Raw genomic sequence first — 20,651 nt, forward strand, 5'->3', positions numbered from 1 at the left:
AAGGGAGGCGGCACGCTGAGATCCATGGACGACGACATGCTCTGCACGATCGGGGAGGCGGCCGCGCGCACCGCGCTCACGGTCAAGGCCATCCGCTTCTACGCCGACCGTGGCATCGTGGCGCCGACCAGGCTCAGCCCGGCAGGCCACCGCCTCTACGGCACCGCCGCGATCGCACAGCTGGAGCTCGTCCGCACCTTGCGTGCGCTCGGCATGGACTTGACCACTGTGCGCGAGGTACTCGATCGCGAAACGTCGATGGCAGCGATCGCCGCCACGCACGCGGACGCGCTCGACGTCGAGATCAGGGCCCTGCGTGTGCGCCGGGCCGTGTTGCGTGCGGTGGCCGCCCGGAAATCCGATCAACGAGAGATGGGACTCATGCACCGACTCGCCGCCCTGTCCGCCGCCGAAAGGCATCGCCTCATCGAGGATTTCGTCGACGACACCTTCGGCCGCTACGCCGCCAACCCCGCCATGGTGGAACTGGTCCGCGCGAGCGTGCCCGACCTCCCCGACGACCCGACCCCCGACCAGTTAGCAGCCTGGATGGAACTGGCAGAATTGGTGCAGGACAACGACTTCCGTGACGCCGTCCGCCGCATGGCCGACTACCAGGCCCGTGAACGCGCCGCAGGCGACACCACCGGCCTGCACCACGACCTCACCGAAGCCGTCCGCACCCTCGTCGCCGACGCCATCGCCACAGGTGTCTCCCCGGAACCTCCCGCCGCGACCCCCATCGTCGACGCCCTGACCACCCGCTACGCCACGACCTTCGACCGCCCCGACGACAACGCCCTCCGCGCGTGGATTCTGGAACGCCTCGAAGTAGCCGACGACGCACGCGTACAACGCTATTGGCGCCTACTCGCCACCGTGAACGCCTGGCGCGAACAACCCGACCTGGCCCCGATCTTCACCTGGTTCGCCCGAGCACTCCGCGCCCACACGCCCTGATCATCAGTAGTAGTCGTCATCCACCGTGTCCTCGGTGCGGGCGCGGGGGTTGTGCCGGGCTACTTGTTCGTCGAGCCCCGCCGCCATGTCGGCAATCTCGCGCACCTGGAGTGGGAGGAGGCGCAGGCGCCGGCACGCGCGGTGTGGTGCGCGAGCCCTCGACGCGGAACTCGCACCGCGACATGTGTTCTCGATGATCGCCGGTCGGTCCGTCGCGCACATTCATCAGCACCTGTTCGTGCGTCCTCGGTCGATGCCCGAAGAATTCGCTTGGCACGATGTGGACTCGTGGACCGGTGGCGAATGGTTAGACGCCGAGGGGCCGGCGTTGTTGTGTTCGAAATTGTCGTGATGGTTCGGCGAGTGATCGGCGGTGCCGTGAGTCAGTTGCCCTGGGCGAGGTAGTTGTAGATTTCGTGGACTTCGATGGTGGGCTGATTGGGCATGCCCACTTCCATGCCGACGGGGCCGAGGGTGGATTCGGCGAAGCTCTGGAATTGCTCGGCGGATTCCCAGACGTCGGTGACGTGGAATCCGGTGTCGGTCTTCCTGGCCAGATGGAACAGGAGTCCTGGACCGCCGGAGCCGCCGTGCTCGAAGCCCATCTTCGCGAGGGCCTGGTCGTACTGTTCGAGAGTCGAGCCGGTGAATTCGAGTTCGACGGCAACCGTCATGGCGGTCATCTCCTTACACGGTCGAGCGAGGTTGGAGTGACTTCGGTCCCGGCCCGAGGGGCGGCGGGTCGCGGTCGAACACCGTGACCCGGCGCTCCGATCGAATCACGATTGCCCTGGGCGGCGGCACCGAACAGCCGTCGCGATGTGGTGCGCGTCACAGTCTAGTCGGTGGGTCATCGGGCGACAAGCGACCTTCTCGGCCCCCATTCGCCGCGACTCCGGCCCGCGCCGTTGTCGCCCAGACCATTCCGATGCCGGAGTCGGCGGGCGCCGTCCGCGGGCGCGGGGCAGTGCTGACCAGGTCGTATCCGAGCCGCTGTGGAACAGCCGCGCTACGGACATTGGCCGCGTCGCAATGGATTTCGACCCGAACGATGTGGGGGAGGGCGAGCGCGGCGGCGGTCAGGGCGTGGACGGCCCGGGTGATGATGCCCCGGCCGGTGTGGGCGACATGGCACCAGTAACCGATCTCCAAGGCGGCGGGGTCGACCCTGTCGTGGAGTCCGATGCCGCCCGCCACCTCGCCCCGCGCGGTGAAGATTCCGTACAGGTAGCCGCCGTCGGGCGTAGGCCAGTGCGCGGCCGAGGTCTGGAGGGATCGGCGTTGTCCGGCGAGCGTGGGTGGTTGCTCGGCCCACGACATCCACGGCCGCAGGTGGGTGTGTGAGGCGCTCAACGCGGCGAACTGGCGAGTCAGGTCAGTGCGGCGCCAACGGCGCACCAGGAGATCGCCCAGATCGATCCGCTCCGGGGGCGTCGACCCGGGATGGGCGCTGCTGCCGATGGTCATGACCGATGATGGCGGACCCCACGACGCCGTGGCAACGCATTTCCGGCGCCCGGCTAGGTGATCCGGGCGAGGATGTCGATCGCTATATCCGTTGCGGCGGTGTGCATCTGATCGTCGGTCAGCTCGAGATCGTCCATCATCGACACGCTCCAGCTGATCGCGAGCAGCGCTTGCCGGGCGTGATAGACGTCGAGCGGGGCGGCGTCGGGGCCGGTCATGAGATCGGCGAGGACGCGGAATTGGTAGCGCAGCCCCGCACCGAAACCCAGGTCACGGAACGCGGGCTGGTTCTCGTGCCAGAACCGCACCATGTCACGGCCGAGACTGTGCAGGAGCGCGCTGTAGCGGCGCAGGATCTGCTCGGCGCGCTCGTGCCCGGGCTGGGACTGTTCGGCCCAGGTGACGATGTCGTCGATGCCGCGACGCAGATCGTCGGACAGGCTGACAACGATGTCTTCCTTGGTCCGGAAGTGGTAGTACAGCGCGGCTTTGGTGACGCCGAGTCGCTCGGCGATCTCGCGTAGCGACGTCTTCTCGTAGCCGCGCTCGGAGAACAGTTCCATCGCCACCGTGCGAATGCGTTCCTTGGTGTCGCTACGACGTCCGTCCACGGGGCTTTCCTTTGCTTGACGACCGGCTAGGACAAGCCTACCGTCGGATCATGACCGAGATCACTAGCCGGTCGGCAAGTTAGTTTCTAGGAGGATCACGATGACACAGGTGAACGCGCCCACCGCCGGGGTGGCACTGACAGCGATCGGGGTCGCGGTGATCCGTGAGCAGGAGTCGCGCAGGCCGGATCGGCTCTACGACGACCCCCTCGCCACGGCGTTCGTCGATGCCGCGCGCCGCGACTTCGCCCGCACCGAGGGCGGCGCGGCGCGGTGGGAGCGAGTCGAGGCGTTGGCCGAACAGTTCTTCGCGGGCCGATCCGTCGGCGTTCGGTTGGTCGACGACCGGGTGGCCGAGGCGGTCGCCGCCGGATGTCGCCAGATCGTCCTGCTCGGCGCCGGACTGGATACCCGGGCCTATCGGATGGGTCTGCCTGCCGACGCCACCGTCTACGAACTCGATCTGCCGGAGCTGTTCGCCTTCAAAGAACCGGTGCTGCGCGCCGCGGACGCCACACCGACGGCGCACCGGCACGTCCTGCCGATCGACCTGCGAACAGACTGGGCCGACCCGTTGCGGGAGCAGGGGTTTCGGTCTGACCGGCCGACGCACTGGATCGACGAGGGCGCGCTCCCATACCTCCCTCCCGAGGACCACCTCCGTGTGGTGGCAACGCTGACGGCCCTGTCCGCCCCTGGGAGCCGATTCGGGCTCAGCCGCTTCGCCGTCGATCCCGACGCCCCGCCCTATGCCGAACTGCGTCGACTCGTCGCGGGCGACAGCGATGCGCCGATACCTCCGGATGCCGGGCGTCCGGGGGAACAGTGGCTGGTCGAACATGGCTGGCGCACCCGGTTCCGCGCCTGGGACGACATGATCGTTCCCCTCGGTCGAGACGTGGCGGTGAACGACCCGGAGGTCGGCGTGGTGCTCGCCGAGCGAGTGTGACCGAACCTGAACCATGTCGTGCGGGGACGACCCCAGTTATCGAGGTCGTTCCGACGACGTGAATGCGATCACGGACCGGTTCGCGCCGGGTGGTCGTCGCCTGGCTCCGTGGCGGTGAAATATGTGCGCTCGCTGCACTTTCGGCGCGCCTGTGATCACCGCCACGGCAGCGGTCCCCAGTCGGCGGTTCGTGGTCGCGCTCACAGGTGGGCCTACCTGGTCAAAGGCATCCCGCGGCGCTGATAGGCTGACGGGCGAGTTAGGCATCCTTTAACGGACCGTCCGGTGAGGCGGGGAAGGAGGTCGGCATGGCTGTGCCCGAACGGGTGGCCGGAACCGGCGTGAGCGAGCGTGCAAGCGAACCAACAACGCAGCGCGCATCGCGCATCTGTCCCCCGAGCGCCAGCGAGGTGGACAGATGAGCGAAACATCGCAGCGGCACACCCCGGAGTGGGTCGCAGCCGGTCGCGAGTTGTTGTCGCCATCGGACGTGACCAGGACCGTAGCGCGTATCGCGCACCAGATCATCGAGAAGACCGCCCTGGATTCCGGCGACGCCGACGCACCGCGGGTGGTTCTCATGGGAATCCCCACCCGCGGCACCACTCTGGCGAATCGGCTGGCGGACAAGATCGAGGAATTCTCCGGTGTGCGCCCCGCGCTCGGCTCCCTCGACATCACCCTGTACCGCGACGACCTGCGCTCTCGCCCGCATCGCCCGCTCGAACGCACCTCGGTACCCGACGGCGGCATCGAGAACTCCCTGGTCGTCCTAGTCGACGACGTGCTGTTCTCGGGCCGGACGGTCCGCTCCGCCCTCGACGGGCTGCGCGACCTGGGCCGCCCCCGCGCGGTGCAGTTGGCGGTCCTCATCGACCGCGGCCACCGCGAGCTGCCGATCCGCGCCGACTATGTGGGCAAGAACGTGCCGACCTCCCGCGCCGAGGACATCTCGGTGCTGATGGTCGAGCACGACGGCCGTGACGGCGTGTATCTGCATCAGGAAGGTCAAGAGTGAAGCATTTGCTGACGGTCGCCGACCTGGATCGCGGCACCGCCACCGAACTCCTCGACGAAGCCGAGCGCTTCGAACAGGCCCTGCTCGGCCGCGAGGTGAAGAAGCTGCCCACCCTGCGGGGCCGCACCGTGATGACGGTGTTCTACGAGAACTCCACGCGCACCCGGGTGTCCTTCGAGGTCGCGGGCAAGTGGATGAGCGCCGACGTGATCAATGTCAGCGCGTCGAGTTCTTCTGTCTCCAAAGGCGAATCGCTGCGCGACACCGCGCTCACCCTGCACGCGGCGGGCGCCGACGCGCTGATCGTGCGCCACCCGGCCTCGGGCGCCGCGCACCAGATCGCGCGCTGGATGGAGCAGTGGGCGCGCGAGGAGAACCGCGTCGCCCCGTCGATCATCAACGCCGGCGACGGCACCCACCAGCACCCCACCCAGGCCCTGCTCGACGCACTCACCCTGCGTCAGCGCCTCGGTGACATCGAGGGCAAGCGGATCGTGCTGGTCGGCGACATCCTGCACAGCCGGGTCGCCCGCTCCAATGTCTCCCTGCTCGACACGCTCGGCGCCGAAGTGGTGCTGGTCGCGCCGCGCACCCTGCTGCCCGTCGGCGTGGATGCCTGGCCCTGCCGGGTCTCGAGCTCGCTCGACGCCGAATTGCCCGGTGCCGACGCGGTGATGATGTTGCGCGTGCAGGCGGAGCGGATGAACGGCGGGTTCTTCCCGTCGGCCCGCGAATATTCGATCAACTACGGACTGTCCGAGCGCAGGCTCGCGCTGCTCGGCGACGACGCCGTCGTCCTGCACCCTGGCCCGATGCTGCGCGGTATGGAAATCGCCTCTGCGGTCGCGGATTCGCCGAAATCGGCTGTGCTGCAGCAGGTCTCGAACGGTGTGCATATGCGGATGGCCGTGTTGTTCCGGCTGCTCGTCGGCCAGGAGGAAACGGTATGAGTGAGCTGCTGATCAAGAACGTCAAGCCCTACGGCGAAGGCGACCCCGTCGACGTCCTGGTGCGCGGCACCGTCATCGCCGACATCGGCACCGGCCTCACCGCGTCCGACGACGCCGAGGTGATCGAGGGCAACGGCCAGATCCTGCTGCCCGGCTTCGTCGACCTGCACACGCACCTGCGCGAACCCGGCCGCGAAGACACCGAAACCATCGAAACCGGTTCCGCCGCCGCCGCACTGGGCGGCTACACCGCGGTGTTCGCGATGGCCAACACCAGCCCGGTCGCCGACTCGGTGGTCATCACCGACCACGTGTGGCGTCGCGGCCAGGAAGTCGGCCTCGTGGACGTGTTCCCGGTCGGTGCCGTGACGGTCGGCCTGCAGGGTAAGCAGCTTGCCGAGATGGGCACCATGGCCGCCGGTATCGGCCAGGTCAGGATGTTCTCCGACGACGGCCACTGCGTCGACGACCCGCTGATCATGCGCCGCGCCCTCGAATACGCGAACTCCCTGGGCGTGCTCATCGCCCAGCACGCCGAGGAACCGCGCCTGACCAAGAATGCCATCGCCCACGAAGGCCCCAACGCCGCGCGCCTCGGACTGCACGGCTGGCCGCGCGCCGCCGAGGAGTCGATCGTCGCGCGTGACGCACTGCTGGCCCGCGACGCGAACGCCCGGGTGCACATCTGCCACGCCTCGACCGCGGGCACCGTCGAACTGGTGAAATGGGCCAAGTCCCAGGGCATCTCGATCACCGCCGAGGTCACCCCGCACCACCTGCTCCTCGACGACTCGCGACTGGAAACCTACGACGCGGTCAACAAGGTGAACCCGCCCCTGCGCGAGTCCACCGACGTGGCAGCCCTGCGCCAGGCACTGGCCGACGGCGTCATCGACTGCGTCGCCACCGACCACGCTCCGCACGCCGAGCAGGACAAGTGCTGCGAATTCGCGGCTGCCCGCCCCGGCATGCTCGGCCTCGAGACGGCGCTGTCGATCATCGTGCAGACGATGGTCGAGCCCGGCCTGCTCGACTGGCGCGGCGTCGCGAAGGTGATGAGCGAGAAGCCCGCCGCGATCGTCGGCCTCGACGACCACGGTCGCCCGATCGCGGTCGGCGAGCCCGCGAACCTCACGCTGATCGACCCCGACGCCGAGTGGACGGTGCGCGGCGCCGAGCTGGCGAGTATCTCGAACAACACACCGTTCGAGGACATGACGTTCCCGGCCGAGGTCACAGCCACCGTGCTGCGCGGCCGGGTAACTGCCCGCGAGGGCAAGGCGGTCGGGATCTAGGGAGGCCAGGACGTGGAAAGAACGCTGTGGGTAGTCGGACTGCTGGCATTTTTCGTGGTGTGCCTGTGGCTGATGTACCGGGCATGGCAGAAGAAGGCCACGCGGCAGCAGGCACGCATCGGCGAACTGCCGACGGTGCCGGCCGAACTGGGCGCACAACTACTGGAACCGACCACCGGGATGTACCTGGGCAGCACCATCGCGCCCAGCTGGCAGGACCGGATCGCGGTCGGTGACCTGGGATTCCGGGCGACCGCCGAACTGACGCGGTTCGAACGCGGAATTCTGCTCGAACGCGACGGCGCCACGGTGATCTGGATTCCGCAGGAATCGGTGACAGCCGTGCGTACCGAGCGCGGACACGCGGGCAAGGTGATGACCGAAAATGGTGTGCTGGTAATTCGCTGGACACTGCCGACCGGAACCGAGATAGATACCGGATTCCGGGGCGACGACAAGACGGTGTACCCGGCATGGACTGCGGATACCAGGGTGACGACGGGAGACGATGAATGAGCACAGTGAAGGCAGCCTTGGTGCTCGAGGACGGCCGCGTATTCCGCGGTACCGCCTTCGGCGCACAGGGCCAGACACTTGGTGAGGCCGTGTTCTGCACGGCGATGACCGGGTACCAGGAAACCCTGACCGACCCCAGCTACGCCCGCCAGATCGTGGTGGCCACGGCCCCGCAGATCGGCAACACCGGCTGGAACGACGAGGACGACGAGTCCGCCAGGATCTGGGTCGCCGGCTACGCCGTGCGCGACCCCTCGCGGGTCTCCTCCAACTGGCGCGCCACCGGCACGCTGACCGACGAGCTCGACCGCCAGGACGTGGTCGGCATCGCGGGCATCGACACCCGCGCGGTGGTCCGCCACCTGCGCAGCCGCGGTTCGATGAAGGCCGGCATCTTCTCCGGCGCCGCGCTGGCCACCGACGAGGAACTCCTCGCGCGGGTCAACGGACAGGCCTCGATGCTGGGCGCCGACCTCGCCGAAGAGGTCAGCACCGACGCGATGTACACGATCGAACCGATTGGCGATCACAAGTTCACCGTCGTCGCGGTCGACCTGGGCATCAAGACCAACACTCCGCGCATGTTCGCCGAGCGCGGCGTGCGCACCCACGTGGTGCCGTCGAACACCTCCCTCGACGACATCCTCGCGCTCAACCCCAACGGCGTGTTCCTGTCGAACGGCCCCGGCGACCCGGCCACCCAGACCGGCGCCATCGCGCTCACCCAGGGCGTGCTCGAGCGCGGAATCCCGCTGTTCGGCATCTGCTTCGGCAACCAGATCCTGGGCCGGGCACTGGGTCGCAGCACCTACAAGATGAAGTTCGGCCACCGCGGCATCAACATCCCGGTGATCGAAGAGGGCACGGGCCGCGTGTCCATCACCGCCCAGAACCACGGCTTCGCTCTCGAAGGCGAGCGCGGCGAGGTGTTCGACACCCCGTTCGGCAAGGCCGAGGTCTCCCACATCTGCGCCAACGACGGCACCGTCGAAGGGGTCCGGCTGATCGACGGCCGCGCCTTCTCGGTGCAGTACCACCCCGAGGCCGCCGCAGGCCCGCACGACGCCGCATACCTGTTCGACCGTTTCGCCGGTCTCATGGAAGGAGCCTGATGCCTCGCCGCGAGGATCTGAAGCACATCCTGGTGATCGGCTCTGGCCCGATCGTGATCGGCCAGGCGTGCGAATTCGACTACTCCGGTACCCAGGCGTGCCGGGTGCTGCGGTCCGAGGGACTGCGCGTTTCGCTGGTGAACTCCAACCCGGCGACCATCATGACCGACCCGGAGTTCGCCGACGCCACCTACGTCGAGCCGATCACCCCGGAGTTCGTCGAGAAGGTCATCGAGAAGGAACGCCCCGACGCCATCCTGGCCACCCTCGGTGGGCAGACCGCGCTCAACACCGCCGTCGCGCTGCACGAGAACGGTGTGCTGCAGAAGTACAACGTGGAGCTGATCGGCGCCGACTTCGACGCCATCCAGCGCGGTGAGGACCGGCAGAAGTTCAAGGACATCGTCGCCAAGGTCGGCGGCGAGAGTGCCCGCAGCGCCGTCTGTTACACCATGGACGAAGTCCGCGAGACCGTCGCCGACCTCGGTTACCCCGTGGTCGTGCGTCCCTCGTTCACCATGGGCGGGCTCGGCTCGGGCATGGCCTACAACGAGGAAGACCTCGACCGCATCGCCGGCGGCGGCCTGTCCGCCTCGCCGACCGCGAACGTCCTGATCGAGGAGTCCATCCTCGGTTGGAAGGAGTTCGAACTCGAGCTCATGCGCGACCGCAACGACAATGTGGTCATCGTCTGCTCGATCGAGAACGTCGACCCGATGGGCGTGCACACCGGTGACTCGGTCACCGTGGCCCCCGCGATGACCCTCACCGACCGCGAGTACCAGAAGATGCGCGATCTCGGCATCGCGATCCTGCGCGAGGTCGGCGTCGACACCGGCGGCTGCAACATCCAGTTCGCGGTGGATCCGGCCGACGGTCGCCTGATCGTCATCGAGATGAACCCCCGCGTCTCGCGTTCCTCGGCGCTGGCGTCGAAGGCCACCGGCTTCCCGATCGCCAAGATCGCCGCCAAGCTGGCCATCGGCTACACCCTCGACGAGATCGTCAACGACATCACCGGCGAGACCCCGGCATCGTTCGAGCCGACCCTCGACTACGTCGTGGTGAAGGCGCCGCGGTTCGCGTTCGAGAAGTTCCCCGGCGCCGATGCCACGCTGACCACCACCATGAAGTCGGTGGGCGAGGCCATGTCGATGGGCCGCAACTTCTCCGAGGCCCTCGGCAAGGTGCTGCGCTCGCTCGAGACCAAGGCCGCCAGCTTCTGGACCACCGACGACGGCCAGTGGGCCCCGGCGGATCCGAGCGATCCGGCGTCGGTACGCGAGGCGATCGAAGCCATCCTCGCCGACCTGCGCGTGCCGACCGAAGGCCGCATCTACCAGGTCGAGCGGGCGCTGCGCTACGGCGCGAGCATCGAAGAGGTCGCGCTGGCCTCCGGTGTCGACCCGTGGTTCGTCGCCGAGGTGCTCGGCCTGGTCGAGCTGCGGACCGAAGTCCTCGATGCGCCCGTCCTCGACGAGGATCTGCTGCGCCGCGCCAAGCACTACGGCCTGTCGGACCGTCAGCTGGCGGCACTGCGCCCCGAGCTGGCGGGCGAGGCGGGCGTGCGCTCGCTGCGTCACCGCCTCCAGGTGCGCCCGGTCTACAAGACCGTCGACACCTGCGCCGCGGAGTTCGAGGCCAAGACCCCGTACCACTACAGCACCTACGAGCTGGATCCCGGTGCGGAGTCCGAGGTCGCGCCCCAGCGAGAGCGCGAGAAGGTCATCATCCTGGGTTCGGGCCCGAACCGCATCGGTCAGGGCATCGAGTTCGACTACTCGTGTGTGCACGCGGCACAGACCCTCTCGGCCGCCGGGTACGAGACCGTGATGGTCAACTGCAACCCCGAAACCGTCTCCACCGACTACGACACCGCCGATCGCCTCTACTTCGAGCCGCTCACCTTCGAGGACGTCCTCGAGGTGTACAACGCCGAAGCCGAGTCGGGCACCGTCGCCGGTGTGATCGTGCAGCTCGGCGGCCAGACCCCGCTGGGTCTGGCGCAGCGGCTCACCGACGCCGGCGTGCCGGTGGTCGGTACCTCCGCGGCCGCGATCGACCTGGCCGAGGACCGTGGCGAATTCGGTGACGTGCTGATCGCCGCCGGACTGCCCGCGCCCAAGTACGGCACCGCCACCACGGTGGCGCAGGCCAAGAAGATCGCCAACGAGATCGGCTACCCGGTGCTGGTCCGCCCGTCCTACGTGCTGGGCGGGCGCGGCATGGAGATCGTCTACGACGAGACCTCGCTCGAGGGCTACATCTCCCGTGCCACCGAACTGAACCCCGATCACCCGGTGCTGGTCGACCGCTTCCTCGAAGACGCCATCGAGATCGACGTCGACGCGCTGTGCGACGGCGACGAGGTCTACCTCGGCGGCGTGATGGAACACATCGAGGAAGCCGGTATCCACTCCGGTGACTCCGCCTGCGCGCTGCCCCCGATCACCTTGGGCCGCAGCGACATCGAGGCCGTGCGCCGCTCCACCATCGCGCTGGCCAAGGGCATCGGCGTCAAGGGCCTGCTCAATGTGCAGTACGCCCTCAAGGACGACGTGCTCTACGTCCTGGAAGCCAATCCCCGGGCGAGCCGGACGGTTCCGTTCGTCTCCAAGGCCACCGCCGTGCCGCTGGCCAAGGCCTGCGCGCGCGTGATGCTCGGCGCCACCATCGCCGACCTGCGCAAGGAAGGCATGCTGCCGCCCGAGGGCGACGGCGGCCACGTGCCGCTGGACGCGCCGGTCGCGGTGAAGGAAGCCGTGCTGCCCTTCCACCGGTTCCGTCGCGCCGACGGCTCCGGCATCGACTCGCTGCTCTCGCCGGAGATGAAGTCCACCGGTGAGGTCATGGGCATCGACGCCGACTTCGGCACCGCCTTCGCCAAGAGCCAGGCCGCCGCCTACGGCTCGCTGCCGACCGAGGGCACCGTGTTCGTCTCGATCGCCAACCGCGACAAGCGCGCCATGGTGTTCCCGATCAAGCGCCTGCACGACCTGGGCTTCCGCATCCTCGCCACCGAGGGCACCGCGGAAACCCTGCGCCGCAACGGCATTCCCTGCGAACAGGCACGCAAGCACTCCGATCCGGAATCCACCGATCCGGCCACCGGCATGCCGGAGGCCTCGATCGTGGAGCAGATCCGCGACGGCGAGATCGACATCGTGTTCAACACCCCCTACGGCAACTCGGGCCCTCGCGTGGACGGCTACGAGATCCGCACCGCCGCGGTGGGCGCGAACATCCCGTGCATCACCACCGTGCAGGGCGCGGCTGCGGCGGTGCAGGGCATCGAGGCGGGCATCAACGGTGGCATCGGGGTGCGCTCGCTGCAGGAACTGCACTCGAAGCTGCGTGGCTGACATGACGTTCGGTCACCGGTTGCAGCAGGCCATGCGGCAGTTCGGACCCGTGTGCGTCGGCATCGACCCCCATCCCGCCCTGCTGCGGGCATGGGGGCTCACCGAAGACGTCGACGGGCTGGAGGCTTTCGCCGAGATCTGTGTCGAGGCCTTCGACGGTCGCGTCGCCCTGGTGAAGCCGCAGGTCGCGTTCTTCGAGACCTACGGTTCCGGCGGCATCGCGGTGCTGGAGCGCACCATCTCGGTGCTGCGGGCCTCGGGCACCTTGGTGCTGGCCGATGCCAAGCGTGGCGACATCGGCTCCACCATGGATGCCTACGCCCATGCCTGGCTCGGCGACGGACCGCTGGGTTCGGACGCTGTGACGGTGTCGCCGTACCTCGGGTTCGGCTCCCTCGACCCGGCTCTGAGCCTGGCGAAGGACAATCACCGTGGGGTGTTCGTGCTCTCGGCGACCTCGAATCCCGAAGGGGCGCAACTACAACGGATCACCGCCGCCGACGGGCGCACCATCGCGCAGACGATGGTCGACGAGGCCGCGGCGCGCAATGCCGGGTCCGGTTTCGGCTCCGTCGGCGTGGTCGTCGGTGCGACGCTCACCGAGGCGCCCGACCTGTCGGCCCTCAACGGCCCGATCCTGATGCCCGGCGTCGGCGCGCAGGGCGGGGGAGCGGACTCCATCCGCGCCCTGGTCACCGAGGCGAACTTCGCCGCCGCCGTGCCCGCGGTGTCACGCGAGGTTCTCAACGCGGGACCGTCGGTGACGGCGCTGTGCGACAAGACGGCTCAGTTGCAGGAGGAGTTCGCCTTCCTGCAGCGTTGATGAACGCCACGACGGGCCGGGGCAGCGACATGCTGCCCCGGCCTCGTTTGTTGTCGGCGACCACAGCCGGAGATCACGCGAGGCAGTAGGTGGCGGTGACCGTGGCGAACAGCGAGAGTGCGTCCGAGGAAGCCGCCGAGCCGAGAACCATCGTCAGCGACCGGCCGTCGGTCGAACGGAACGCGTAGGAGACGTAACCGAGCAGTTCACCGCCGTGTCCCCACAGGTCGGCGCCACACGGTGGTTCGAAACGCTGCAGGCCGAGGCCGTAGTGGAAACCCATGCCCATCGGAACCGTCTCCCGCATCCGGTCCAGCGAGGCGGGGCTCATCAGACGCCCACCGAGCAGTGCCGTGAAGAAGGCGTCGAGATCGGCTGTGGTGGAGATCATCTCGCCCGCGGCCCAGTCCAGTGAGGGGTTCATCTCGGTCACGTCCATCCGGCCCGCACCGTCGATGTCACGGTGCGCGGTGAGGGCGGGCGCGGGGACGCGGGGGTCGTCACCGGGCACGGTGGTGGCGGTCAAGCGCAGTGGCATGAGGATGCGGTCGCGGATCTCGTCGCCGTATCGGTGCCCGGTCACGTGCTCGATCAGCAGGCCGAGTGCGATGTAGTTGGTGTTCGAGTACCGGAAGCGGGCGCCCGGTGCGAAATAGGGGTCGTGGCGCACGGCGGTGGCGAGTAGATCGCGTGGCGCGTGCGTGCGGAAGCGGTCGTCGCCGCGCCACCGGTTCGTCGACATGCCCGGCTCTTTCATGTAGTCGTAGAGCCCGCTGGTGTGATTCATCAACTGCCGCACCGTGATCCGGTCCCCGCCGGGAACCGTTTCGGGTAGCTGCGCGGCGATCGCACCGTCCAGTGCGACCCTGCCCTCATCGACGAGTTGCAGCACGACGGTGGCGACGAAGGTCTTCGTGATACTGCCGATCCGGAACCTGCTGTGCGGTCCCGGCGCGCTCGCCTGTCCGGCGGCGCTGCCTTCGTGGTGCCATTCGCGGCGCTGCTCGCCATCGGAGACGCGCAACACCACATCGGTGTCGCTCCAGCGCGCCGCGGCCTCCACCGTATCCCCGACGACTCGCCATCGTGCCGTCACGAGGACCACAGCGGCCACCAGCGTGGCTGTCAGCACGGTGCCCACAATGACCACGGCGGCCCGAAACAGTTTCTGTCGCATACCTTTCGACGCTAAGCACGCGTACGGCCCGCGGCGATGGTGTGCGCCCCGCAACCGGGGTGCGGAAAACCCCACCCCCGACCTGTGGTCGCACCGCGCCGACCGGGTGGTCGACGCTACTGATCGCGAACCCCCGCCTACCTAGCGTCGAAAACATGGAAACGACAGGGAATTCGACCGAACTGACCGGCATCGCGGGCTGGGCGGTACAGCTGATGGAACAGCTCGGAGGCTTCGGCGCCGGCCTCGCGATCGCACTCGAGAATCTCTTCCCTCCGCTGCCCAGCGAGGTGATCCTGCCACTGGCCGGCTTCACCGCCGGTCGCGGTCGATTCGGCCTGGCCGAGGTGCTGCTGTGGACCACCTTCGGCTCGGTGGTCGGCGCGCTCGCCCTCTACGGCCTCGGCGCCGCACTCGGCCGCGACCGCCTGCGCCGCATCGTCGACCGGCTACCCCTGGTCCGACTGTCCGACCTGGACCGCACCGAGGACTGGTTCGCCCGCCACGGCGACAAAGCGGTCTTCTTCGGCCGGATGATCCCGATCTTCCGGAGCCTGATCTCGATCCCTGCGGGCGTCGAACGCATGCCCCTCACCCGCTTCACGCTGCTGACCACGGCGGGAAGCCTGGTGTGGAACGCGGTCTTCGTGTTCGCGGGCTTCTTTCTCGGCGAGAACTGGCACGTCGTCGAGACCTACGCGGGCATCCTGCAGAAGGCCGTGATCGCCGCCGTGCTCGTAGCCGCGACCGTGTTCGTCGTCCGGCGCGTGCGGCAGCGGCAGGCACACGCGAGAATTGGGCGATGAGCACCTCCCCGGCGCGATCCTCACGCGTCGCCGCCGCGGTCACGGGATACCTGCTCGGCGTGCTCACTGTGCCGTTGGACCTGCTCGGTGTGCTCGCCGCGCCGATCGCGGCGGGCCTCACCGACCGGATCGCCCAGGGCGAGCACCGGCGCCTCACCCGGTTGCTCGGCGTGCGGTCGAACGGTGCGCCGAAGGGGGCGCGGGCCGCGGGATACCTGGCTATTCGCGCGCTCGTCGGGGTGCTCGGTGCGCTGGTGCTGGCGCTGTCGGGGCTGGGGGTCGTCGTCGCGGTGGCCGTGGTCTACGGCGCGTCGACCGGCGACGCGGTGCCGATCATCGACGCGACCGAACCAGGGCAGGTCAGCTGGGCGACGGTCACCGTGCTGGCCCTACCCGGCGCGGTGCTCTGCTTCCTCGCCGTGCAGGGTTTGCTCGGGGTGGTGCGTGCCGAAGCCTGGTGTCTGCGACGGAGCACGCGGCCGGGGCAGGACGAACTGGCTCAGCGCGTCGCCCAGCTCACCACCACCCGCGCAGAGGTGGTCGAGGTGATCGACGACGAGCGGCGCCGTATCGAGCGCGATCTGCACGACGGCGTGCAGCAGCGGGTGGTCGCGTTGTCGATCCTGCTCGGCCGGATGGACCGGGCGGCCGAGCAGGAAGTGCGCGGTGAACTGCAGCGCCGCGCGATTGCCGAGACCGGGCACATCCTCGACGAGCTGCGCGAGGTCTCCTGGCGGATCTACCCGGCCATGCTCGCCCGCGACGGCCTGCGCGCCGCCCTCGAAGCCCTCGCCGACCGCACCCCGGTACCGACACGACTGACCGTCGACCTCGACGAGCGCGCACCCCGCCCGGTCGAATCGGCGTGCTATTTCACCGCGAGCGAGGCGATCACCAACGCCATCAAGCATTCCGGGGCCACGGCCATCGAAGTGGCGGTGGAGCGCGACGACCGGACGGTGCGCCTCCGCGTGCACGACGACGGACAAGGCGGCGCCGACCCCACCGGCCACGGCCTGACCGGCATCGCCACCCGCGTCACCGCGCTGGACGGCACCATGACAGTGGACAGCCCGTCGGGCGGCCCGACGGTCATCACCGTGGAGGTTCCGTGCGGATAACCCTGGCCGAGGACTCCGCGCTGCTGCGCGAGAGCTTGGCCCAGCTGCTCACCGCGGAGGGCCACGAGATCGTGGACTCCGTCGGCACGGCGATCGAACTGCTGGCCGCCGTGCGGGTTCGCCCACCCGACCTCGTCATCGCCGATGTGCGGATGCCGCCCGACCACGTCGACGAGGGGATCCGAGCGGCACTCGAGATCCGCCGCGACCAGCCGGGGATCGCCGTGCTGGTGCTGTCGCAGTACGTCGAGCGCAGGCACGCCGCGGAGTTCCTCACCGGCACCGGCGGCATCGGCTATCTGCTCAAGGACCGGGTCGCCGCGATCGGGTCGTTCCTCGATGCCGTCGACCGGGTCGGCACCGGCGGCACCGCCTTCGACCCGGAGGTGGTCCGCCAGTTGCTGCTGCACAATCGCGCCGACTCGCCACTGCACCGGCTCACCGAGCGCGAACGCGAAGTGCTCGAACTCATGGCGCAGGGTCTGAGCAACGCGGCGATCTGCGCACAGCTCTTCGTCACCCGCAGTGCCGTCGAAAAACACATCAACGCGATCTTCACCAAGCTGGACCTACCGGCCGGCGAGGCACACAACCGGCGCGTGCTCGCCATCCTGCAGCACCTGCGGGCCGGTGCCGCGCAGGGGTGAGCACTCAGGCCGCGACCCGCTCGTTCCTGGTTCGCCACCAGCCGTAGGAGCCGACCCCGAGGGGCAGCAGCACCATGACGAACCCCGATACCGGCATGAAGGCCAGACCGAACACAGTGACCGCGCCGAGCACTAGCAGCACCGCTCCGGGCACGTAGCCCAAGGCACGCTCGAGCGCGATCATGGCGATGCCGAAACCGATGCTGAGCACGCCGAACTCGGTGAACCAGAACGTGAGCTCGACGTCTTGATCGGCGAAGACGAACAGTGCGACGCCGAGGGCGGTATGCACGGTGCCGATGAAGGCGAGCAGCGCACCGGCGAGCGGGAAACTAGTTTTTGAATCCATATTCATAAACTGTGCCACTAGGCTGATCCGGTGGCAAGACCCCGCCTTTTCACCGACGATCAGGTGCTCGACGCGGCCCGAGACCTGCTCACCGATCCCGCGGTCACCCGTCCCGCCATTACGGCGATCGGCGCCGCCGCCGGCGTGCACTCCGGGTCGATCTATGTGCGTTTCGCCTCACGTGACGAACTGCTCGCCCGCCTGTGGCTGCGGTCGATCCGCCGGTTCCACGAGGGCTTCGTCGCGGCACTGACCGGGCCCGCGCCGCTGCTGTCGGCCGCCACGTTTCTGCCGCGCTATTGCCGCGCGCACCCGACCGAGGCACGGGCGATGAAGATGTTCCATCGCGACGAACTGCTCGAGGTCGGACCCGAGGATCTGCGGTCCGCGATCGCGGGCGTCAACGACGAGATGAACGCCGCGCTGCGGACTGCCGTGGTGGCCGAATTCGGGGCCGCCGACGACCGATCGCTGGCCATCGCGGGCGCCGCGGTGAAGGCGATTCCGTACGGTCTGGTGCGCGATTACATCGCCCGCGCCACCCCGATTCCGGACTGGATCGACGATGTCGTGGCGACCGCGTCGGGCGCGGTTCTCGACCAGTTTCGGGCCCGATCTTGACGACACGCTGTACGAAATCGAGCGACACGCGGGCTTTTTCAGGAAACCCGCTGGTCGCGCGCCACCGGGTTTGCCAGGGCGGCACCCGGCCCTCACGCTACCTGGTGGCTATCATCGCCCATATCGGTATAACCGCAGGTGAGGATACATTTCAAGAATTCGACTGTACGATCGTGACCAAGGAATCGGCGGTCACCGCATCGGGTCCGCGCGCGCCATACGGCATGCGTAATCCTGCCCTGACCTGGGGGTCGGGTTCGCAATCGGCGCGCACCGTGGGTACGGTCGCACAGACCGTCCGGGTAACCGGCGGTAGATCTGGCAATGAACGATGAGACGGAGGAACCCGTGGCCCTTCCCCAGCTGACTGATGAGCAGCGCGCCGCTGCTCTGGAGAAGGCGGCTGCCGCTCGCCGCGCTCGGGCAGAGCTCAAGGAGCGCCTGAAGCGCGGTGGAACGAACCTGAAGCAGGTCCTCACCGATGCCGAGTCCGATGAGATTCTCGGCAAGATGAAGGTTTCTGCGCTGCTCGAGGCTCTGCCGAAGGTGGGCAAGGTCAAGGCGGCGGAGATCATGACCGAGCTGGAGATCGCGCCTACGCGTCGTCTCCGTGGTCTCGGTGCCCGGCAGCGCGCCGCGCTGCTCACCCGCTTCGACTTCGACGCCTAAAGTCTGGTGGACAAAAACACGCGGAAGGGCCGGCTGGTAGTACTGGTCGGCCCCTCGGCTGTGGGTAAATCCACGGTCGTGCGGTGCGTGCGGGAACGCCTGCCCGAACTGGTTTTCAGTGTGTCGGCCACGACTCGGGACCCCCGTCCCGGCGAGGTCGACGGTCTCGATTACCGCTTCGTTTCCCGAGCCGAGTTCGACGCCATGATCGCGGCGGACGAACTGCTCGAATGGGCAGACATCCATGGGGGGTTGCAGCGATCGGGCACCCCCGCCGCCCCGGTGCGAGAAGCGCTGGCGAGCGGACTTTCAGTACTGATCGAAGTCGACCTGGCCGGTGCACGGTCGGTCCGGCAGGCGATGCCGGAGGCACTTCTGGTGTTTCTCGCGCCGCCGAGCTGGGAAGAACTGGTCTCGCGGTTGCGTTCGCGCGGCACCGAGACGCCCGAGGTGATCGAGCGAAGGCTCGAGACGGCCCGGGTCGAATTGGCGGCCTGTGACGAGTTCGACACGGTCATCGTGAACAGCGAGGTAACGACCGCTTGTGAGCAGTTGGTATCGTTGTTCGTTAGCACAAATTCGAGTTCTTGACCCACTAACCCGCAGGAGCCACCCCTAGTGAGTACGGACATCACCGCAGTACCCGCGTACGACACCCCGATCGGCCTCACCAACCCCCCGATCGACGAGCTGCTCGAGCGCACGTCCTCCAAGTACGCCCTGGTGATCTACGCGGCCAAGCGCGCCCGCCAGATCAACGATTACTACAACCAGCTCGGTGACGGCATCCTCGAGTACGTCGGCCCGCTCGTCGAGCCGGGTCTGCAGGAGAAGCCGCTGTCGGTCGCTATGCGCGAAATTCACTCCGACCTGCTCGAACACACCGAGGGCGAGTGACAATCTCTAGTCCGGAGGCGTAGAAGACCATGCGGATCGTCGTCGGGGTCGGCGGGGGCATCGCCGCCTACAAGGCGTGTGCCCTCGTTCGCCGTTTCACCGAGACCGGACACCAGGTGCGGGTCGTTCCCACCGAGTCGGCTCTACAGTTCGTCGGCAAAGCGACCTTCGAGGCGCTGTCCGGTCAGCCGGTGCACACCACGGTGTTCGCCGACGTGCCCGAGGTGCCGCATGTCCGGATCGGCCAGGAGGCCGATCTCGTCGTCATCGCCCCCGCCACCGCGGATCTGATGGCGCGCGCCGCACAGGGGCGCGCCGACGATCTGCTCACCGCCACCTTGCTGACGGCTCGATGTCCGGTGCTGTTCGCGCCCGCGATGCACACCGAGATGTGGGAGCATCCGGCGACGGTGGCCAATGTCGCGACGCTGCGTGCGCACGGCGCCAACGTGATGGAACCCGCCTCGGGCCGGCTCACCGGCACCGATACGGGTCCGGGACGGCTGCCGGAGCCGGAGGAGATCTTCGGTCTGGCCTCGCTGTTGCTCGAACGTGACGACGCGCTGCCGCGCGACCTGACCGGTCGCCGCGTGGTGATCACCGCCGGTGGTACGAGGGAACCCCTCGACCCGGTGCGCTTCCTCGGCAACCGCAGCTCCGGCAAGCAGGGCTATGCCCTGGCCAGGGTCGCCGCCCAGCGTGGCGCCCAGGTGACGCTGATCGCGGGCAACACGATCGAGCTCGCGCCGCCCGCCGCGGTCGAACTGGTCCACATCACCACCGCCGACCAGCTCAAGACCGCGGTCGACAAGCACGCGCTCGGCGCCGATGCGGTGATCATGGCGGCCGCGGTCGCCGATTTCCGTCCGACCCATGTGGCCGCTGCGAAGATCAAGAAGGGCGCCGACGAACCCGACGTGATCCCGCTGACCAAGAACGAGGACATCCTCGCCGGTTTGGTCGACGCCCGCACCGAGGGACGGCTCGCCGGTACCGCGATCGTCGGTTTCGCCGCCGAGACCGGTGACGACAACGGCGACGTGCTCACCCACGCGCGCTCGAAACTGGCACGCAAGGGCTGCGATCTGCTCGTGGTCAACGCGGTCGGCGAGGGCAAGGCGTTCGAGGTCGACACCAACGACGGCTGGTTGCTCGGCGCCGACGGCACCGAGCAGGCCCTCGATCACGGCTCGAAGGCGCTGCTGGCCAGCCGGGTGCTCGACGCACTGGTTCCGCTCCTGCGCTGACCGGGGAGTTCGCGTCGATTTCGCGCGAAAACAGTTGCGCGGCAACGAGGGTCG

22 protein-coding genes are annotated in these 20,651 nt (G+C 68.3%); 17 read left to right on the forward strand and 5 right to left on the reverse strand.

What is annotated here, in order from left to right:
- The first annotated feature begins 24 nt into the window (after positions 1 to 24).
- Entirely contained in the window at positions 25 to 960 is a 936-nt protein-coding gene (locus tag NS1_RS08035; protein ID WP_062983023.1) for a MerR family transcriptional regulator, read from the forward strand.
- 383 nt (positions 961 to 1,343) lie between these two features.
- Here NS1_RS08035 and NS1_RS08045 read toward each other — a convergent pair whose 3' ends face one another.
- From NS1_RS08045 to NS1_RS08055, 3 genes are all read right to left on the reverse strand, one after another.
- Entirely contained in the window at positions 1,344 to 1,634 is a 291-nt protein-coding gene (locus NS1_RS08045) for a hypothetical protein (protein WP_056815412.1), read from the reverse strand.
- 157 nt (positions 1,635 to 1,791) lie between these two features.
- Positions 1,792 to 2,427, reverse strand: coding sequence for a GNAT family N-acetyltransferase (locus NS1_RS38545; protein WP_063816098.1), 636 nt, complete (start codon positions 2,425 to 2,427; stop codon positions 1,792 to 1,794).
- 53 nt (positions 2,428 to 2,480) lie between these two features.
- Positions 2,481 to 3,038 carry a TetR/AcrR family transcriptional regulator gene (locus NS1_RS08055; RefSeq protein WP_062983024.1) on the reverse strand — a complete coding sequence of 186 codons (558 nt, stop codon included), beginning with the start codon at positions 3,036 to 3,038 and terminating at the stop codon, positions 2,481 to 2,483.
- A gap of 100 nt (positions 3,039 to 3,138) precedes the next feature.
- Between NS1_RS08055 and NS1_RS08060 the strand changes: the two genes are divergently transcribed.
- The 8 genes from NS1_RS08060 to pyrF all read left to right on the forward strand — a co-directional run bounded on the left by NS1_RS08060 (position 3,139) and on the right by pyrF (position 13,063).
- Complete coding sequence (locus tag NS1_RS08060) at positions 3,139 to 3,987, forward strand: SAM-dependent methyltransferase (RefSeq protein ID WP_062983026.1); 849 nt, start codon at positions 3,139 to 3,141, stop codon at positions 3,985 to 3,987.
- Positions 3,988 to 4,405: 418 nt separating this feature from the next.
- Entirely contained in the window at positions 4,406 to 5,005 is a 600-nt protein-coding gene (gene pyrR / locus NS1_RS08065) for a bifunctional pyr operon transcriptional regulator/uracil phosphoribosyltransferase PyrR (protein ID WP_056810577.1), read from the forward strand.
- Positions 5,002 to 5,955 (forward strand): aspartate carbamoyltransferase catalytic subunit, encoded by a 954-nt coding sequence (locus tag NS1_RS08070; protein ID WP_062983028.1) that lies wholly within the window; start codon positions 5,002 to 5,004, stop codon positions 5,953 to 5,955. The genes pyrR and NS1_RS08070 overlap by 4 nt, the downstream gene beginning before the upstream one ends.
- Positions 5,952 to 7,250 (forward strand): dihydroorotase, encoded by a 1,299-nt coding sequence (locus tag NS1_RS08075; RefSeq protein ID WP_062983030.1) that lies wholly within the window; start codon positions 5,952 to 5,954, stop codon positions 7,248 to 7,250. The genes NS1_RS08070 and NS1_RS08075 overlap by 4 nt, the downstream gene beginning before the upstream one ends.
- A gap of 12 nt (positions 7,251 to 7,262) precedes the next feature.
- Positions 7,263 to 7,766, forward strand: a complete 504-nt coding sequence (locus NS1_RS08080; RefSeq protein ID WP_056810572.1) for a PH-like domain-containing protein — start codon at positions 7,263 to 7,265, stop codon at positions 7,764 to 7,766.
- Positions 7,763 to 8,878 (forward strand): glutamine-hydrolyzing carbamoyl-phosphate synthase small subunit, encoded by a 1,116-nt coding sequence (gene carA / locus NS1_RS08085; protein ID WP_062983032.1) that lies wholly within the window; start codon positions 7,763 to 7,765, stop codon positions 8,876 to 8,878. Before NS1_RS08080 ends, carA begins: the two co-directional genes overlap by 4 nt.
- Positions 8,878 to 12,240: a carbamoyl-phosphate synthase large subunit gene (gene carB / locus NS1_RS08090; protein WP_056810569.1), complete on the forward strand. Its 3,363-nt coding sequence runs from the start codon at positions 8,878 to 8,880 to the stop codon at positions 12,238 to 12,240. Before carA ends, carB begins: the two co-directional genes overlap by 1 nt.
- Before the next feature lies 1 nt (position 12,241).
- A complete protein-coding gene (gene pyrF, locus NS1_RS08095) occupies positions 12,242 to 13,063 on the forward strand; it encodes an orotidine-5'-phosphate decarboxylase (protein ID WP_056810566.1) in 822 nt (273 codons plus the stop codon).
- A gap of 73 nt (positions 13,064 to 13,136) precedes the next feature.
- Here pyrF and NS1_RS08100 read toward each other — a convergent pair whose 3' ends face one another.
- Entirely contained in the window at positions 13,137 to 14,240 is a 1,104-nt protein-coding gene (locus NS1_RS08100) for a serine hydrolase domain-containing protein (protein ID WP_062983034.1), read from the reverse strand.
- Between the two features lie 155 nt (positions 14,241 to 14,395).
- Between NS1_RS08100 and NS1_RS08105 the strand changes: the two genes are divergently transcribed.
- Genes NS1_RS08105 through NS1_RS08115 form a run of 3 tightly spaced genes read left to right on the forward strand, consistent with a single transcriptional unit; the run spans position 14,396 to position 16,814 of the window.
- Positions 14,396 to 15,046: a DedA family protein gene (locus NS1_RS08105; protein ID WP_062983036.1), complete on the forward strand. Its 651-nt coding sequence runs from the start codon at positions 14,396 to 14,398 to the stop codon at positions 15,044 to 15,046.
- Positions 15,043 to 16,167, forward strand: coding sequence for a sensor histidine kinase (locus NS1_RS08110; protein WP_062983038.1), 1,125 nt, complete (start codon positions 15,043 to 15,045; stop codon positions 16,165 to 16,167). Before NS1_RS08105 ends, NS1_RS08110 begins: the two co-directional genes overlap by 4 nt.
- On the forward strand, positions 16,158 to 16,814 hold the full coding sequence (locus tag NS1_RS08115) for a response regulator transcription factor (protein ID WP_056810557.1): 657 nt from the start codon (positions 16,158 to 16,160) through the stop codon (positions 16,812 to 16,814). Before NS1_RS08110 ends, NS1_RS08115 begins: the two co-directional genes overlap by 10 nt.
- A 4-nt stretch (positions 16,815 to 16,818) precedes the next feature.
- Here NS1_RS08115 and NS1_RS08120 read toward each other — a convergent pair whose 3' ends face one another.
- A complete protein-coding gene (locus NS1_RS08120; protein WP_084503594.1) occupies positions 16,819 to 17,163 on the reverse strand; it encodes a DUF6463 family protein in 345 nt (114 codons plus the stop codon).
- Between the two features lie 30 nt (positions 17,164 to 17,193).
- Between NS1_RS08120 and NS1_RS08125 the strand changes: the two genes are divergently transcribed.
- The 5 genes from NS1_RS08125 (at position 17,194) to coaBC (ending at position 20,597) form a co-directional block, all read left to right on the forward strand.
- Positions 17,194 to 17,784: a TetR family transcriptional regulator gene (locus NS1_RS08125; protein ID WP_062983041.1), complete on the forward strand. Its 591-nt coding sequence runs from the start codon at positions 17,194 to 17,196 to the stop codon at positions 17,782 to 17,784.
- 348 nt (positions 17,785 to 18,132) lie between these two features.
- Positions 18,133 to 18,453, forward strand: coding sequence for an integration host factor, actinobacterial type (gene mihF, locus NS1_RS08130; protein ID WP_056815410.1), 321 nt, complete (start codon positions 18,133 to 18,135; stop codon positions 18,451 to 18,453).
- 6 nt (positions 18,454 to 18,459) lie between these two features.
- Positions 18,460 to 19,044 carry a guanylate kinase gene (gmk, locus tag NS1_RS08135; protein WP_062983043.1) on the forward strand — a complete coding sequence of 195 codons (585 nt, stop codon included), beginning with the start codon at positions 18,460 to 18,462 and terminating at the stop codon, positions 19,042 to 19,044.
- A 27-nt stretch (positions 19,045 to 19,071) separates the two neighbouring features.
- The gene (gene rpoZ, locus NS1_RS08140; protein WP_056810542.1) at positions 19,072 to 19,350 is read left to right on the forward strand and encodes a DNA-directed RNA polymerase subunit omega; all 279 of its coding nucleotides are present in this window, start codon (positions 19,072 to 19,074) and stop codon (positions 19,348 to 19,350) included.
- Between the two features lie 29 nt (positions 19,351 to 19,379).
- Positions 19,380 to 20,597 carry a bifunctional phosphopantothenoylcysteine decarboxylase/phosphopantothenate--cysteine ligase CoaBC gene (gene coaBC, locus NS1_RS08145; RefSeq protein WP_056810539.1) on the forward strand — a complete coding sequence of 406 codons (1,218 nt, stop codon included), beginning with the start codon at positions 19,380 to 19,382 and terminating at the stop codon, positions 20,595 to 20,597.
- The last annotated feature ends 54 nt before the right edge of the window (positions 20,598 to 20,651 follow it).

Source organism: Nocardia salmonicida NBRC 13393 (assembly GCF_001613085.1).
In the GTDB taxonomy this organism is placed as follows: domain Bacteria; phylum Actinomycetota; class Actinomycetes; order Mycobacteriales; family Mycobacteriaceae; genus Nocardia; species Nocardia salmonicida.

Coding starts and splice junctions, on each gene's coding strand:
- NS1_RS08035 (WP_062983023.1), top strand. CDS start 25: ATGGACGACGACATGCTCTGCACGATCGGGGAGGCGGCCGCGCGCACC.
- NS1_RS08045 (WP_056815412.1), bottom strand. CDS start 1,634: ATGACGGTTGCCGTCGAACTCGAATTCACCGGCTCGACTCTCGAACAG.
- NS1_RS38545 (WP_063816098.1), bottom strand. CDS start 2,427: ATGACCATCGGCAGCAGCGCCCATCCCGGGTCGACGCCCCCGGAGCGG.
- NS1_RS08060 (WP_062983026.1), top strand. CDS start 3,139: ATGACACAGGTGAACGCGCCCACCGCCGGGGTGGCACTGACAGCGATC.
- pyrR (WP_056810577.1), top strand. CDS start 4,406: ATGAGCGAAACATCGCAGCGGCACACCCCGGAGTGGGTCGCAGCCGGT.
- NS1_RS08075 (WP_062983030.1), top strand. CDS start 5,952: ATGAGTGAGCTGCTGATCAAGAACGTCAAGCCCTACGGCGAAGGCGAC.
- carA (WP_062983032.1), top strand. CDS start 7,763: ATGAGCACAGTGAAGGCAGCCTTGGTGCTCGAGGACGGCCGCGTATTC.
- carB (WP_056810569.1), top strand. CDS start 8,878: ATGCCTCGCCGCGAGGATCTGAAGCACATCCTGGTGATCGGCTCTGGC.
- pyrF (WP_056810566.1), top strand. CDS start 12,242: ATGACGTTCGGTCACCGGTTGCAGCAGGCCATGCGGCAGTTCGGACCC.
- NS1_RS08100 (WP_062983034.1), bottom strand. CDS start 14,240: ATGCGACAGAAACTGTTTCGGGCCGCCGTGGTCATTGTGGGCACCGTG.
- NS1_RS08105 (WP_062983036.1), top strand. CDS start 14,396: ATGGAAACGACAGGGAATTCGACCGAACTGACCGGCATCGCGGGCTGG.
- NS1_RS08110 (WP_062983038.1), top strand. CDS start 15,043: ATGAGCACCTCCCCGGCGCGATCCTCACGCGTCGCCGCCGCGGTCACG.
- NS1_RS08120 (WP_084503594.1), bottom strand. CDS start 17,163: ATGGATTCAAAAACTAGTTTCCCGCTCGCCGGTGCGCTGCTCGCCTTC.
- coaBC (WP_056810539.1), top strand. CDS start 19,380: ATGCGGATCGTCGTCGGGGTCGGCGGGGGCATCGCCGCCTACAAGGCG.